23 protein-coding genes are annotated in these 11,973 nt (G+C 66.8%); 21 read left to right on the top strand and 2 right to left on the bottom strand.

What is annotated here, in order from left to right; all coding sequences use genetic code 11:
• Positions 1-130: 130 nt before the first annotated feature.
• Together ACZ42X_RS26700 and ACZ42X_RS26695 are read right to left on the bottom strand one after the other, a co-directional pair.
• On the bottom strand, positions 131-934 hold the full coding sequence (locus tag ACZ42X_RS26700) for a hypothetical protein (protein ID WP_468294977.1): 804 nt from the start codon (positions 932-934) through the stop codon (positions 131-133).
• Between the two features lie 204 nt (positions 935-1,138).
• Positions 1,139-1,618, bottom strand: coding sequence for a hypothetical protein (locus ACZ42X_RS26695; RefSeq protein ID WP_468294975.1), 480 nt, complete (start codon positions 1,616-1,618; stop codon positions 1,139-1,141).
• Positions 1,619-2,138: 520 nt separating this feature from the next.
• Here ACZ42X_RS26695 and rpsJ point away from each other — a divergent pair.
• The 21 genes from rpsJ to rplO all read left to right on the top strand — a co-directional run bounded on the left by rpsJ (position 2,139) and on the right by rplO (position 11,835).
• Positions 2,139-2,447, top strand: coding sequence for a 30S ribosomal protein S10 (gene rpsJ, locus ACZ42X_RS26690; protein WP_003948644.1), 309 nt, complete (start codon positions 2,139-2,141; stop codon positions 2,445-2,447).
• 13 nt (positions 2,448-2,460) lie between these two features.
• Complete coding sequence (rplC, locus tag ACZ42X_RS26685; RefSeq protein WP_361421414.1) at positions 2,461-3,105, top strand: 50S ribosomal protein L3; 645 nt, start codon at positions 2,461-2,463, stop codon at positions 3,103-3,105.
• Positions 3,106-3,113: 8 nt separating this feature from the next.
• Complete coding sequence (rplD, locus tag ACZ42X_RS26680; protein ID WP_355353904.1) at positions 3,114-3,764, top strand: 50S ribosomal protein L4; 651 nt, start codon at positions 3,114-3,116, stop codon at positions 3,762-3,764.
• Positions 3,764-4,078 (top strand): 50S ribosomal protein L23, encoded by a 315-nt coding sequence (rplW, locus tag ACZ42X_RS26675; RefSeq protein ID WP_361421410.1) that lies wholly within the window; start codon positions 3,764-3,766, stop codon positions 4,076-4,078. The genes rplD and rplW overlap by 1 nt, the downstream gene beginning before the upstream one ends.
• Positions 4,079-4,117: 39 nt before the next feature.
• The gene (gene rplB / locus ACZ42X_RS26670) at positions 4,118-4,954 is read left to right on the top strand and encodes a 50S ribosomal protein L2 (protein ID WP_355353910.1); all 837 of its coding nucleotides are present in this window, start codon (positions 4,118-4,120) and stop codon (positions 4,952-4,954) included.
• Positions 4,955-4,966: 12 nt separating this feature from the next.
• On the top strand, positions 4,967-5,248 hold the full coding sequence (gene rpsS, locus ACZ42X_RS26665) for a 30S ribosomal protein S19 (RefSeq protein WP_041665437.1): 282 nt from the start codon (positions 4,967-4,969) through the stop codon (positions 5,246-5,248).
• Between the two features lie 51 nt (positions 5,249-5,299).
• Positions 5,300-5,647 (top strand): 50S ribosomal protein L22, encoded by a 348-nt coding sequence (gene rplV, locus ACZ42X_RS26660; protein WP_030685471.1) that lies wholly within the window; start codon positions 5,300-5,302, stop codon positions 5,645-5,647.
• Complete coding sequence (gene rpsC / locus ACZ42X_RS26655; RefSeq protein WP_355353915.1) at positions 5,647-6,477, top strand: 30S ribosomal protein S3; 831 nt, start codon at positions 5,647-5,649, stop codon at positions 6,475-6,477. The genes rplV and rpsC overlap by 1 nt, the downstream gene beginning before the upstream one ends.
• Before the next feature lie 5 nt (positions 6,478-6,482).
• The gene (rplP, locus tag ACZ42X_RS26650; protein WP_030494257.1) at positions 6,483-6,902 is read left to right on the top strand and encodes a 50S ribosomal protein L16; all 420 of its coding nucleotides are present in this window, start codon (positions 6,483-6,485) and stop codon (positions 6,900-6,902) included.
• Positions 6,902-7,126, top strand: coding sequence for a 50S ribosomal protein L29 (rpmC, locus tag ACZ42X_RS26645; protein ID WP_015035581.1), 225 nt, complete (start codon positions 6,902-6,904; stop codon positions 7,124-7,126). The genes rplP and rpmC overlap by 1 nt, the downstream gene beginning before the upstream one ends.
• A complete protein-coding gene (rpsQ, locus tag ACZ42X_RS26640) occupies positions 7,126-7,410 on the top strand; it encodes a 30S ribosomal protein S17 (RefSeq protein ID WP_039656223.1) in 285 nt (94 codons plus the stop codon). Before rpmC ends, rpsQ begins: the two co-directional genes overlap by 1 nt.
• Before the next feature lie 143 nt (positions 7,411-7,553).
• Positions 7,554-7,922 carry a 50S ribosomal protein L14 gene (gene rplN, locus ACZ42X_RS26635; protein ID WP_003956455.1) on the top strand — a complete coding sequence of 123 codons (369 nt, stop codon included), beginning with the start codon at positions 7,554-7,556 and terminating at the stop codon, positions 7,920-7,922.
• 2 nt (positions 7,923-7,924) lie between these two features.
• Positions 7,925-8,248, top strand: a complete 324-nt coding sequence (gene rplX, locus ACZ42X_RS26630; RefSeq protein ID WP_468294970.1) for a 50S ribosomal protein L24 — start codon at positions 7,925-7,927, stop codon at positions 8,246-8,248.
• Positions 8,248-8,805 carry a 50S ribosomal protein L5 gene (gene rplE / locus ACZ42X_RS26625; protein WP_004984522.1) on the top strand — a complete coding sequence of 186 codons (558 nt, stop codon included), beginning with the start codon at positions 8,248-8,250 and terminating at the stop codon, positions 8,803-8,805. The genes rplX and rplE overlap by 1 nt, the downstream gene beginning before the upstream one ends.
• Before the next feature lie 5 nt (positions 8,806-8,810).
• Positions 8,811-8,996, top strand: coding sequence for a type Z 30S ribosomal protein S14 (locus ACZ42X_RS26620; protein ID WP_003956452.1), 186 nt, complete (start codon positions 8,811-8,813; stop codon positions 8,994-8,996).
• A gap of 208 nt (positions 8,997-9,204) precedes the next feature.
• Positions 9,205-9,603, top strand: coding sequence for a 30S ribosomal protein S8 (rpsH, locus tag ACZ42X_RS26615; RefSeq protein ID WP_010473942.1), 399 nt, complete (start codon positions 9,205-9,207; stop codon positions 9,601-9,603).
• Between the two features lie 21 nt (positions 9,604-9,624).
• A complete protein-coding gene (gene rplF / locus ACZ42X_RS26610) occupies positions 9,625-10,164 on the top strand; it encodes a 50S ribosomal protein L6 (protein WP_010473939.1) in 540 nt (179 codons plus the stop codon).
• Positions 10,165-10,167: 3 nt separating this feature from the next.
• Complete coding sequence (rplR, locus tag ACZ42X_RS26605; RefSeq protein WP_355353926.1) at positions 10,168-10,551, top strand: 50S ribosomal protein L18; 384 nt, start codon at positions 10,168-10,170, stop codon at positions 10,549-10,551.
• A gap of 39 nt (positions 10,552-10,590) precedes the next feature.
• Positions 10,591-11,196 (top strand): 30S ribosomal protein S5, encoded by a 606-nt coding sequence (rpsE, locus tag ACZ42X_RS26600; protein ID WP_030201551.1) that lies wholly within the window; start codon positions 10,591-10,593, stop codon positions 11,194-11,196.
• Entirely contained in the window at positions 11,196-11,378 is a 183-nt protein-coding gene (gene rpmD / locus ACZ42X_RS26595; protein WP_010473936.1) for a 50S ribosomal protein L30, read from the top strand. Before rpsE ends, rpmD begins: the two co-directional genes overlap by 1 nt.
• Before the next feature lies 1 nt (position 11,379).
• Positions 11,380-11,835 carry a 50S ribosomal protein L15 gene (gene rplO, locus ACZ42X_RS26590; RefSeq protein WP_355353932.1) on the top strand — a complete coding sequence of 152 codons (456 nt, stop codon included), beginning with the start codon at positions 11,380-11,382 and terminating at the stop codon, positions 11,833-11,835.
• Positions 11,836-11,973 lie beyond the last annotated feature (138 nt).

Genomic DNA, 11,973 nt, shown 5'->3' with positions numbered 1-11,973 from the left:
CTCTCGGGGTTCTTCTTTTCCCCCTCTCCCCCCCTTTCCCTCCCTATGCTCCCCCCCCCTCTCCCCCCCCCTCCCCCCCCCCCCCACACCCCCCCCCCCCCCCCCCCCCCGACCCGCGGTCACGCGTGGATCACCTGGTGGTGTCGCAGTAGTCGACGCGGTTGCCCCGGAAATTCACGTTCGGGTGGACCCGGCTCAGCTCGTCCGCGACGCGATTGGTGTCGTCACCCCCGTAGTACTGCGGGTGGTCGAGCATGTAGAGCAGTTCGGGATCGTCCGGCGCGAGCTCCAGGCCGGCGTTGACACCGGCTGTCGTCTTCGTGGGCCTTTCGCCGGGGAACATGTCGCTGTACGTGTCGGTGGTGGCGTACGCGGCGGGCCATGCCTGCGGGTGGTTGCGCCAGTAACCCGGCGAGCACCACTCCTCCGGCATTTCTTGGCCGCCGCTCGTGCCGCTGGAGCCGCTCGCGCCGCTTGAGCCACTGGAACCGCTCGTGCCGCTGCTCGCGCCGCTTGAGCCGCTCGTGCCGCTGCTCGCGCCGCTGGAACCGCTCGTGCCGCTGGAGCCGCTGCTCGCGCCGCTTGAGCCGCTGGTTCCGTTCACGCCGTTGGTGCCGTTCGTACCGCCACCGATGAGGCCGACGAGTCCGCCATTGCCGATCAGGCCGATCGGGCCGAGCAGGCTCTGCTCGAGGGCGACATTCTGCTTGCAGTAACCGAACGTCTTGCCCTTGCAACTGTCGTCGAGGTATTCCGACTTCTTGACGTGCGTCTTCGCCGTCTCCTTGTCGTCGGTCCCCTTGGCCGACTCGCCGTGTCCGGACCGCGTCTCGGCGCCTGGGTGGTGCCAGCTGATCGCCTCGGACATCGTGGCCGTGCCCAACGACAGGGCAGCCACGGAAATCGCGACGACGAGGGCTCGAATGGGCCGCATGAATTTCCCTCCTTCTCGGGTAAAAGGGAAATTACGACCTTCGCGAGGCGCGAACGAAAAACGACGCGATGGGTTACGCGAATACCTGCGCCGAATGGGCCACTTTCCGGGCCTTTTCCATCGACTGGCGCCCATTCGTAGGATTTAACGCCTCGCGCCCCGCGCTCGGCCACGGCCGAGTGCGGGGCGCGTGTGCGGAGGGTGCTACTTCAGCTTGTACGAGCAGGGCGCGGCGACCGCCCCGTCACCGTTGTCCGCCACCTTCTTGCCGTCCACCGTGATCGTGCACCCGGCCGCCTTCAGCATGCCGTCCTCGCCCTGCGAGTGGCCCGGCGTGACGATCACGAGTCGGCCGACCTGCTTCTCCGCGCCCTCCGGGGTGATGGTGGCCGTCTTCTTCCAGGGCAGCGTCACCGTCTCGGTCTTCGACTCGTCGAGGGTGTACATGATCATCGTCTGACCCTTGCCGGTCACCTCGATGGTCACCTCGTGCGCCGCGCCACCCCCGGCCGCGGGCTGCTCCGCGGGCTTCCCTGCCGACTGCTCCGCCGTCGGCGTCTTCCCGGCACCCGCGTCGCCCTTGCCGGCGCCGCCGCCCTCGTCCGCGCCACCGCAGCCCGTCAGCAGTGCCGCCGCCAGGGCCAGCGCCACGGCCGTCGTCGTCTTGCGCACGATTTCCCCCATGATCCATCCGGTTTCCGGGCGGTGGACCCGCCCGGGACGGCCAGTGATCATAGTGGCGGTGGTGGGGCGGCGCCCGGCGCGGCCGGACCGCGCGCTTCCGCGTGCCGCGGTTTGACAGGCAACCCCGGCGGGGTAATCTCTTCGGCTCGATTGGCGTCGGCCGCGCCCGGTGTGGCAGACTGTCCGGGTTGCTCGGTTGAGTGCCGATGCTGCGCGCCTCCCGCCGGGAGGACCGGAAGCGAGTCCCACAGTACTCGTCGCCTCTGATCAGGGGCGGACGTACGGGAATCTTCCGGGAAGTGTCAGCGGGGCGCCGACCAGGCACCCGGTGGCCAGACGCGTCCATACGTCGATCCCCGGTCTCGCGGTCCACGGGACCGCACCCCCTCGGTTGGGAAATCCTTCGGGATATCTGCGTAGAGGGAGTGCGACACGCCCGACCGCGGGGGTCGGAGATCAGGACAGGGCGCGGACCCACCAGGTACCAGAGCGTTACGAGAGACAGGACTACTGAGTAGCCATGGCGGGACAGAAGATCCGCATCCGGCTCAAGGCCTACGACCACGAGGTCATCGACTCTTCGGCGAAGAAGATCGTCGAGACGGTGACCCGTACCGGTGCGTCGGTCGCGGGCCCGGTGCCGCTGCCCACTGAGAAGAACGTGTACTGCGTCATCAAGTCGCCGCACAAGTACAAGGACTCGCGCGAGCACTTCGAGATGCGCACGCACAAGCGCCTCATCGACATCCTCGACCCCACGCCGAAGACGGTTGACTCGCTCATGCGCCTCGACCTGCCGGCCGGCGTCGACATCGAGATCAAGCTCTGAGGTGACGCGCGAGATGGCTAAGAACATTAAGGGCGTCCTGGGCGAGAAGCTCGGCATGACCCAGGTCTGGGACGAGAACAACCGGGTCGTCCCGGTGACCGTCGTCAAGGCCGGGCCCTGCGTCGTCACCCAGGTCCGCACGAACGACATCGACGGCTACGAGTCGGTCCAGATCGCCTTCGGCGAGATCGACCCGCGCAAGGTGAACAAGCCCCTCAAGGGTCACTTCGCCAAGGCCGACGTCACCCCGCGCCGCCACCTGGTGGAGATCCGCACCGCTGACGCCTCCGAGTACACGCTCGGCCAGGAGATCACCGCTGAGGTCTTCGAGGCGGGCGTCAAGGTCGACGTCACCGGCAAGAGCAAGGGCAAGGGCTTCGCCGGTGTCATGAAGCGCCACAACTTCCGTGGCCTGGGCGCCGGACACGGCACCCAGCGCAAGCACCGCTCGCCCGGTTCCATCGGTGGCTGCGCCACCCCGGGCCGTGTGTTCAAGGGCCTCCGCATGGCGGGCCGCATGGGCAACGAGCGGGTCACCACCCAGAACCTGACCGTCCACGCCGTTGACGCGGAGAAGGGCCTGCTCCTGATCAAGGGTGCGGTTCCTGGTCCGAACGGCGGCCTCGTCCTGGTCCGTACCGCGGCCAAGGGGGCCTGAGGTAACCGATGAGCACCATTGACATCCTTTCGCCGGCAGGCGACAAGGCCGGGACCGTCGAGCTCCCCGCGGAGATCTTCGACGCGAAGACCAGCGTTCCGCTGATCCACCAGGTCGTCGTCGCACAGCTGGCCGCTGCCCGCCAGGGCACGCACAAGACCAAGACCCGTGGCGAAGTCCGCGGCGGTGGCAAGAAGCCGTACCGCCAGAAGGGCACCGGCCGCGCCCGTCAGGGCTCGACCCGCGCCCCGCAGTTCGCCGGCGGTGGCGTCGTCCACGGCCCCGTGCCGCGTGACTACTCGCAGCGCACCCCGAAGAAGATGAAGGCCGCCGCCCTCCGCGGTGCCCTCTCGGACCGGGCGCGTCACTCCCGCATCCACGTCGTCTCCGGCGTGGTCGAGGGCGAGATCTCCACCAAGGCCGCCAAGACGCTGTTCGGCAAGATCTCGGAGCGCAAGAACCTGCTCCTGGTCGCCGAGCGCTCGGACGAGGCCGCGTGGCTGTCCGCCCGCAACCTGCCCCAGGTGCACATCCTGGAGCCGGGCCAGCTGAACACGTACGACGTGCTCGTCTCCGACGACGTGGTCTTCACCAAGGCCGCCTTCGAGTCCTTCGTGTCTGGCCCCAAGGCCGCTGACAACGAGGGGAGCGAGGCCTGATGGCCGAGATCACCAGCAAGACCTTCACGGACCCGCGCGACATTCTCGTCAAGCCGGTTGTCTCCGAGAAGAGCTACGCGCTGCTGGACGAGAACAAGTACACGTTCATCGTCGACCCGCGCGCGAACAAGACCCAGATCAAGCAGGCCGTCGAGGCGGTCTTCTCGGTCAAGGTCGCCGGGGTCAACACGATCAACCGCCAGGGCAAGCGCAAGCGCACCCGCACCGGTTTCGGCAAGCGCGCCAACACGAAGCGCGCCATCGTGACCCTTGCCGAGGGCAGCCGAATCGACATCTTCGGCCAGGCCTCCTAACGGAGTGCCCTGGTCCGAATATCGGACGAGGACTGAGAAATGGGTATCCGCAAGTACAAGCCGACGACTCCGGGCCGTCGTGGCTCCAGCGTCGCCGACTTCGTCGAGATCACGCGGTCCACGCCGGAGAAGTCGCTGGTCCGCCCCCTGCACAGCAAGGGCGGCCGTAACAACACCGGTCGTGTGACCGTCCGTCACCAGGGCGGTGGCCACAAGCGCGCCTACCGCGTGATCGACTTCCGTCGTCACGACAAGGACGGCGTGCCGGCGAAGGTCGCTCACATCGAGTACGACCCCAACCGCACCGCTCGCATCGCGCTGCTCCACTACGCGGACGGCGAGAAGCGCTACATCATCGCTCCGCGTGGCCTGAACCAGGGCGACCGGATCGAGAACGGCCCCGCGGCCGACATCAAGCCGGGCAACAACCTGGCCCTGCGCAACATCCCGGTCGGTACCACGATCCACGCGATCGAGCTCCGTCCCGGTGGCGGCGCCAAGTTCGCCCGCTCCGCCGGTGCCTCCGTGCAGCTGCTCGCGAAGGAGGGCTCGATGGCCCACCTCCGCATGCCGTCCGGTGAGATCCGTCTGGTCGACGTCCGCTGCCGCGCCACCATCGGCGAGGTCGGCAACGCCGAGCAGTCGAACATCAACTGGGGCAAGGCCGGCCGTAAGCGCTGGCTGGGCGTTCGCCCGACCGTCCGTGGTGTCGCCATGAACCCGGTCGACCACCCGCACGGTGGTGGTGAGGGCAAGACCTCCGGTGGTCGCCACCCGGTTTCCCCGTGGGGTCAGAAGGAGGGTCGTACTCGTTCTCCCAAGAAGGCGAGCAACAAGTACATCGTCCGCCGCCGCAAGACGAACAAGAAGCGCTAGGAGCGGGTTTAGATGCCGCGTAGTCTCAAGAAGGGGCCCTTCGTCGACGACCACCTGATCAAGAAGGTGGATTCTCAGAACGAAGCCGGCACCAAGAACGTCATCAAGACCTGGTCCCGTCGCTCGATGATCGTCCCGGCCATGCTCGGCCACACGATCGCGGTGCACAACGGCAAGACCCACATCCCGGTGTTCGTCACCGAGTCGATGGTCGGCCACAAGCTCGGCGAGTTCTCGCCGACGCGCACCTTCCGGGGTCACGTCAAGGAAGACCGGAAGTCGAAGCGCCGCTAACCAGCGGGGTGAAAGACCATGACGAACGTGTCAGACACTGAAGGGACAACCATGGAAGCCAGGGCCCAGGCGCGGTACATCCGCGTCACGCCCATGAAGGCCCGCCGCGTGGTGGACCTCATCCGTGGCATGGACGCCACGGAGGCTCAGGCGGTCCTGCGTTTCGCCCCGCAGGCCGCGAGCGTGCCGGTGGGCAAGGTGCTGGACAGCGCCATTGCCAACGCCGCGCACAACTACGACCACACGGACGCCTCTTCGCTGTACATCAGCGAGGCGTACGTTGACGAGGGCCCGACCCTGAAGCGGTTCCGTCCGCGCGCCCAGGGCCGTGCCTACCGGATCCGCAAGCGGACCAGCCACATCACCGTGGTCGTCAGCAGCAAGGAAGGAACCCGGTAATGGGCCAGAAGGTAAACCCGCACGGGTTCCGGCTCGGCATCACCACCGACTTCAAGTCGCGCTGGTACGCCGACAAGCTGTACAAGGACTACGTCAAGGAAGACGTCGCCATCCGTCGGATGATGACGTCCGGCATGGAGCGCGCCGGCATCTCGAAGGTGGAGATCGAGCGCACCCGTGACCGTGTCCGCGTGGACATCCACACCGCGCGTCCGGGCATCGTCATCGGCCGCCGTGGCGCCGAGGCCGACCGCATCCGCGGTGACCTCGAGAAGCTCACGGGCAAGCAGGTCCAGCTGAACATCCTCGAGGTCAAGAACCCCGAGGTCGACGCTCAGCTCGTGGCCCAGGCCGTTGCCGAGCAGCTGTCCTCCCGCGTCTCCTTCCGCCGCGCCATGCGCAAGAGCATGCAGTCGGCGATGAAGGCGGGCGCCAAGGGCATCAAGATCCAGTGTGGCGGCCGTCTCGGCGGCGCCGAGATGTCCCGCTCGGAGTTCTACCGCGAGGGCCGTGTGCCGCTGCACACGCTCCGCGCGAACGTCGAGTACGGCTTCTTCGAGGCCAAGACGACCTTCGGCCGCATCGGCGTGAAGGTCTGGATCTACAAGGGCGACGTCAAGAACATCGCCGAGGTCCGCGCCGAGAACGCCGCTGCCCGCGCCGGCAACCGCCCGGCCCGTGGTGGCGCTGACCGCCCCGCCGGCCGTGGTGGCCGCGGTGGCGAGCGTGGCGGTCGCGGTCGCAAGCCGCAGCAGAACGCCGGCGCCGAGGCCCCCAAGGCCGAGGCTGCCGCCGCTGCTCCGGCTGAGAGCACCGGAACGGAGGCCTGACCGACATGCTGATCCCCCGTAGGGTCAAGCACCGCAAGCAGCACCACCCGAAGCGCAACGGTATGTCCAAGGGTGGCACGCAGGTTGCGTTCGGCGAGTACGGCATTCAGGCCCTCACCCCGGCCTACGTGACCAACCGCCAGATCGAGGCCGCGCGTATCGCGATGACCCGCCACATCAAGCGTGGCGGCAAGGTCTGGATCAACATCTACCCGGACCGTCCGCTCACGAAGAAGCCTGCCGAGACCCGCATGGGTTCCGGTAAGGGTTCGCCGGAGTGGTGGATCGCGAACGTCAAGCCTGGTCGGGTGATGTTCGAGCTGTCCTACCCGAACGAGAAGATCGCGCGTGAGGCCCTGACTCGTGCCGCCCACAAGCTGCCGATGAAGTGCAAGATCGTCAAGCGCGAGGCAGGTGAGCTGTGATGTCGGCCGGTACCAAGGCGTCCGAGCTGCGCGAGCTGGGCAACGAGGAGCTTCTCAACAAGCTCCGCGAGGCCAAGGAAGAGCTGTTCAACCTCCGCTTCCAGGCGGCGACCGGGCAGCTCGAGAACCACGGTCGGCTCAAGTCCGTCCGTAAGGACATCGCCCGGATCTACACCCTGATGCGTGAGCGCGAGCTGGGCATCGAGACGGTGGAGAGCGCCTGATGAGCGAGAGCAACGTGACTGAGAACAAGGAAGCGCGCGGTTTCCGTAAGACCCGTGAGGGTCTGGTCGTCAGCGACAAGATGGACAAGACCGTCGTCGTCGCCGTCGAGGACCGCGTCAAGCACGCGCTGTACGGCAAGGTCATCCGCCGTACGAACAAGCTCAAGGCGCACGACGAGCAGAACGCCGCGGGCGTCGGCGACCGCGTCCTCCTCATGGAGACCCGGCCGCTGTCCGCGACGAAGCGCTGGCGCGTCGTCGAGATCCTCGAGAAGGCCAAGTAATTTTGCGGCGGACTCTCCCCTCGCCGGGAGAGTCCCCGCATGCCCCTCGCTGAGGCGTCACTGCCCCAGCATTTAGTTCCGCCAGGCTCGGCAGGGCCTTTTCCAGGCCCTGCCGGGAACCGGCAGACGATCAGGAGATAGACGTGATCCAGCAGGAGTCGCGACTGCGTGTCGCCGACAACACTGGTGCCAAGGAGATCCTTTGCATCCGTGTTCTCGGTGGCTCCGGTCGCCGCTACGCGGGCATCGGTGACGTCATCGTCGCCACCGTCAAGGACGCGATCCCCGGTGGCAACGTGAAGAAGGGTGACGTCGTCAAGGCGGTCATCGTTCGCACCGTCAAGGAGCGCCGCCGCCAGGACGGCTCGTACATCCGCTTCGACGAGAACGCCGCCGTCATTCTGAAGAACGACGGCGACCCTCGCGGCACCCGTATCTTCGGCCCCGTGGGCCGTGAGCTGCGCGAGAAGAAGTTCATGAAGATCATCTCGCTCGCGCCGGAGGTGCTGTAAGCATGAAGATCAAGAAGGGCGACCTGGTCCAGGTCATCACCGGTAAGGACAAGGGCAAGCAGGGCAAGGTCATCGCGGCCTTCCCCCGCGAGGACCGCGTCCTGGTCGAGGGTGTCAACCGGGTCAAGAAGCACACCAAGGCCGGTCAGACCGCTCGCGGCTCGCAGACCGGTGGGATCATCACCACCGAGGCCCCCATTCACGTGAGCAACGTTCAGCTCGTCGTGGAGAAGGACGGTCAGAAGGTCGTGACCCGCGTCGGTTACCGCTTCGACGACGAGGGCAACAAGATCCGCGTTGCCAAGCGGACGGGTGAGGACATCTGATGGCTACCACCACCACTCCGCGTCTGAAGACGAAGTACCGCGAGGAGATCGCGGGCAAGCTGCGTGAGGAGTTCTCGTACGAGAACGTCATGCAGGTCCCGGGCCTCGTCAAGATCGTGGTCAACATGGGTGTGGGCGACGCCGCCCGCGACTCCAAGCTGATCGAGGGCGCCATCCGCGACCTCACCACGATCACCGGTCAGAAGCCGGCCGTCACCAAGGCCCGCAAGTCCATCGCGCAGTTCAAGCTGCGTGAGGGCCAGCCGATCGGTGCCCACGTCACGCTCCGTGGCGACCGCATGTGGGAGTTCCTGGACCGCACCCTGTCGCTCGCGCTGCCGCGCATCCGCGACTTCCGCGGCCTGTCCCCCAAGCAGTTCGACGGCCGTGGCAACTACACCTTCGGTCTCACGGAGCAGGTCATGTTCCACGAGATCGACCAGGACAAGATCGACCGTGTCCGGGGTATGGACATCACCGTGGTGACCACGGCGACCAACGACGAAGAGGGCCGCGCGCTCCTCCGTCACCTCGGCTTCCCCTTCAAGGAGGCGTAAGCGAGATGGCGAAGAAGGCTCTCATCGCGAAGGCTGCTCGCAAGCCCAAGTTCGGCGTGCGCGCGTACACCCGCTGCCAGCGCTGCGGTCGTCCGCACTCCGTCTACCGCAAGTTCGGCCTGTGCCGCGTGTGCCTCCGTGAGATGGCTCACCGTGGCGAGCTGCCGGGCGTGACCAAGAGCTCCTGGTAATCCCTCACTTGGGATGACCGGAGTCTCTCGGTAAGCATCTGGTCGGCAGGAGCCCTTCCCCGCATGCCGTAGGCTTGTGGGGTTGGGCGCCTGCCGCCCGTACGACTTACTACGCCGTAGGTCCCCGCACCGCACCCGTCCCGCCCATGAGTGGGGAGAGGGATGGCGCACATAGGAAACCCCGGCGAGAGAGGCCGAAGGCCAATTCATGACCATGACTGATCCGATCGCAGACATGCTTACGCGTCTGCGGAACGCGAACTCGGCGTACCACGACACCGTGACGATGCCGCACAGCAAGATCAAGTCTCACATCGCGGAGATCCTCAAGCAGGAGGGCTTCATCACGGGCTGGAAGGTCGAGGACGCCGAGGTCGGCAAGAACCTCGTCCTCGAGCTCAAGTTCGGCCCGAACCGTGAGCGCTCCATCGCGGGCATCAAGCGGATCTCGAAGCCCGGTCTCCGGGTTTACGCGAAGTCCACCAACCTGCCGAAGGTCCTCGGCGGCCTGGGCGTGGCGATCATCTCCACGTCCCACGGTCTCCTGACCGGCCAGCAGGCGCAGAAGAAGGGCGTGGGTGGGGAAGTCCTCGCCTACGTCTGGTAGTCGGGAACGGAGGAAAAGCCAATGTCGCGTATCGGCAAGCTCCCCATCACGGTTCCCGCCGGTGTGGACGTCACCATCGATGGCCGCACGGTCGAGGTGAAGGGCCCCAAGGGCACCCTCACCCACACCGTCGCCGCCCCGATCGAGATCGTCAAGGGTGAGGACGGCGTTCTGAACGTCACCCGCCCGAACGATGAGCGTCAGAACAAGGCCCTCCACGGCCTGTCCCGCACGCTGGTGGCCAACATGATCACCGGTGTGACCCAGGGGTACACGAAGGCGCTCGAGATCAGCGGTGTCGGTTACCGCGTCGCCGCGAAGGGCTCCAACCTGGAGTTCCAGCTCGGTTACAGCCACCCGATCCTGGTGGAGGCCCCCGAGGGGATCTCCTTCAAGGTCGAGTCGCCGACCAAGTTCTCGGTCGAGGGCATCGACAAGCAGAAGGTCGGCGAGGTCGCCGCGAACATCCGCAAGCTGCGCAAGCCCGACCCGTACAAGGCCAAGGGCGTGAAGTACGCGGGCGAGGTCATCCGCCGCAAGGTCGGAAAGGCTGGTAAGTAAGCCATGGCATACGGTACGAAGATCGCCAAGGGCGACGCTTACAAGCGCGCTGCTAAGGCGCGTCGCCACATCCGTATCCGCAAGAACGTCTCGGGTACGCCGGAGCGTCCGCGCCTCGTCGTCACCCGGTCCAACCGCGGCATCACCGCTCAGGTCATCGACGACATCGCGGGTCACACCCTGGCGTCGGCGTCCACCCTGGACGCGTCCATCCGCGGCGGCGAAGGCGACAAGTCGGCGAAGGCGAAGCAGGTCGGCCAGCTCGTGGCCGAGCGTGCCAAGGCCGCCGGCGTCGAAGCTGTCGTGTTCGACCGTGGCGGCAACCGCTACGCCGGGCGCATCGCCGCCCTGGCGGATGCCGCCCGTGAAGCCGGCCTGAAGTTCTGAGCCGGTTCCGCACGTAGGAAGACTAGGAAGGAAAGTCCAATGGCTGGACCCCAGCGCCGCGGAAGCGGTGCCGGTGGCGGCGAGCGGCGGGACCGGAAGGGCCGTGACGGCGGCGCTGCTGCCGCCGAGAAGACCGCGTACGTTGAGCGCGTCGTCGCGATCAACCGCGTCGCCAAGGTTGTGAAGGGTGGTCGTCGCTTCAGCTTCACCGCGCTGGTCGTGGTGGGCGACGGTGACGGCACCGTGGGTGTCGGTTACGGCAAGGCCAAGGAGGTGCCGGCCGCCATCGCCAAGGGTGTGGAGGAGGCCAAGAAGCACTTCTTCAAGGTCCCCCGTATCCAGGGCACCATCCCGCACCCCATCCAGGGTGAGAAGGCGGCGGGCGTCGTCCTGCTCAAGCCGGCGTCCCCCGGTACCGGCGTTATCGCCGGTGGCCCGGTGCGTGCCGTGCTCGAGTGCGCCGGCGTTCACGACATCCTGTCGAAGTCGCTCGGCTCCGACAACGCGATCAACATCGTGCACGCGACCGTGGAGGCCCTGAAGGGCCTGCAGCGTCCCGAGGAGATCGCGGCCCGCCGTGGTCTGCCCCTCGAGGACGTCGCCCCCGCGGCTCTCCTCCGTGCGCGTGCCGGGGCGGGTGCGTAATGGCTCGCCTCAAGATCACGCAGACGAAGTCGTACATCGGCAGCAAGCAGAACCACCGCGACACCCTGCGTTCCCTTGGTCTCAAGGGCATCAACACGCAGGTCGTCAAGGAGGACCGCCCCGAGTTCCGCGGCATGGTGCACACCGTCCGCCACCTCGTGACGGTCGAGGAGGTCGACTGACATGGCGGAGCAGAACCCGCTGAAGGTCCACAACCTCCGTCCCGCCCCGGGCGCCAAGACCGCCAAGACCCGTGTGGGTCGTGGTGAGGCGTCGAAGGGTAAGACGGCCGGTCGTGGTACGAAGGGCACGAAGGCCCGCTACCAGGTTCCGGAGAGCTTCGAGGGTGGCCAGATGCCGCTCCACATGCGTCTCCCGAAGCTGAAGGGCTTCAAGAACCCCTTCAAGACCGAGTACCAGGTCGTGAACCTGGACAAGCTGGCCGCGCTCTACCCCGAGGGTGGCGAGGTCACCGTTGCCGACCTGGTCGCCAAGGGTGCCGTGCGCAAGAACCAGCTCGTCAAGGTCCTGGGCCAGGGCGACATCTCCGTGGCGCTGCAGGTGACGGTCGACGCCGTCTCCGGCTCCGCCAAGGAGAAGATCACCGCCGCCGGCGGTACCGTCACCGAGCTCGTCTGAGACGACTCGATGGCTTGAACATCCGACCGGGGATGCCTCTCAAAAGGGGCATCCCCGGTTGGTCGTTCCTAGGGGGGCATGTCCGCCGGTAAGGTGGCGTGCACTGTGTTGCTGTAATGACTTGGGGCATGCGCCCCG

This window comes from Streptomyces sp. NPDC030862 (assembly GCF_055571835.1).
Note: the sequence above shows the minus strand (reverse complement) of the source record. Positions and strands in the feature narration are given on the sequence as shown.

Coding starts and splice junctions, on each gene's coding strand:
- rpsH (WP_010473942.1), top strand. CDS start 9,205: ATGACCATGACTGATCCGATCGCAGACATGCTTACGCGTCTGCGGAAC.
- rplC (WP_361421414.1), top strand. CDS start 2,461: ATGGCTAAGAACATTAAGGGCGTCCTGGGCGAGAAGCTCGGCATGACC.
- rplF (WP_010473939.1), top strand. CDS start 9,625: ATGTCGCGTATCGGCAAGCTCCCCATCACGGTTCCCGCCGGTGTGGAC.
- rplR (WP_355353926.1), top strand. CDS start 10,168: ATGGCATACGGTACGAAGATCGCCAAGGGCGACGCTTACAAGCGCGCT.
- ACZ42X_RS26695 (WP_468294975.1), bottom strand. CDS start 1,618: ATGGGGGAAATCGTGCGCAAGACGACGACGGCCGTGGCGCTGGCCCTG.
- rplE (WP_004984522.1), top strand. CDS start 8,248: ATGGCTACCACCACCACTCCGCGTCTGAAGACGAAGTACCGCGAGGAG.
- rplB (WP_355353910.1), top strand. CDS start 4,118: ATGGGTATCCGCAAGTACAAGCCGACGACTCCGGGCCGTCGTGGCTCC.
- rpmC (WP_015035581.1), top strand. CDS start 6,902: ATGTCGGCCGGTACCAAGGCGTCCGAGCTGCGCGAGCTGGGCAACGAG.
- rplO (WP_355353932.1), top strand. CDS start 11,380: ATGGCGGAGCAGAACCCGCTGAAGGTCCACAACCTCCGTCCCGCCCCG.
- rpsE (WP_030201551.1), top strand. CDS start 10,591: ATGGCTGGACCCCAGCGCCGCGGAAGCGGTGCCGGTGGCGGCGAGCGG.
- rplX (WP_468294970.1), top strand. CDS start 7,925: ATGAAGATCAAGAAGGGCGACCTGGTCCAGGTCATCACCGGTAAGGAC.
- rpsC (WP_355353915.1), top strand. CDS start 5,647: ATGGGCCAGAAGGTAAACCCGCACGGGTTCCGGCTCGGCATCACCACC.
- rplP (WP_030494257.1), top strand. CDS start 6,483: ATGCTGATCCCCCGTAGGGTCAAGCACCGCAAGCAGCACCACCCGAAG.
- rpsJ (WP_003948644.1), top strand. CDS start 2,139: ATGGCGGGACAGAAGATCCGCATCCGGCTCAAGGCCTACGACCACGAG.
- rplD (WP_355353904.1), top strand. CDS start 3,114: ATGAGCACCATTGACATCCTTTCGCCGGCAGGCGACAAGGCCGGGACC.
- rplV (WP_030685471.1), top strand. CDS start 5,300: ATGGAAGCCAGGGCCCAGGCGCGGTACATCCGCGTCACGCCCATGAAG.
- rpsS (WP_041665437.1), top strand. CDS start 4,967: ATGCCGCGTAGTCTCAAGAAGGGGCCCTTCGTCGACGACCACCTGATC.
- ACZ42X_RS26620 (WP_003956452.1), top strand. CDS start 8,811: ATGGCGAAGAAGGCTCTCATCGCGAAGGCTGCTCGCAAGCCCAAGTTC.
- rpmD (WP_010473936.1), top strand. CDS start 11,196: ATGGCTCGCCTCAAGATCACGCAGACGAAGTCGTACATCGGCAGCAAG.
- rpsQ (WP_039656223.1), top strand. CDS start 7,126: ATGAGCGAGAGCAACGTGACTGAGAACAAGGAAGCGCGCGGTTTCCGT.
- rplW (WP_361421410.1), top strand. CDS start 3,764: ATGGCCGAGATCACCAGCAAGACCTTCACGGACCCGCGCGACATTCTC.
- ACZ42X_RS26700 (WP_468294977.1), bottom strand. CDS start 934: ATGCGGCCCATTCGAGCCCTCGTCGTCGCGATTTCCGTGGCTGCCCTG.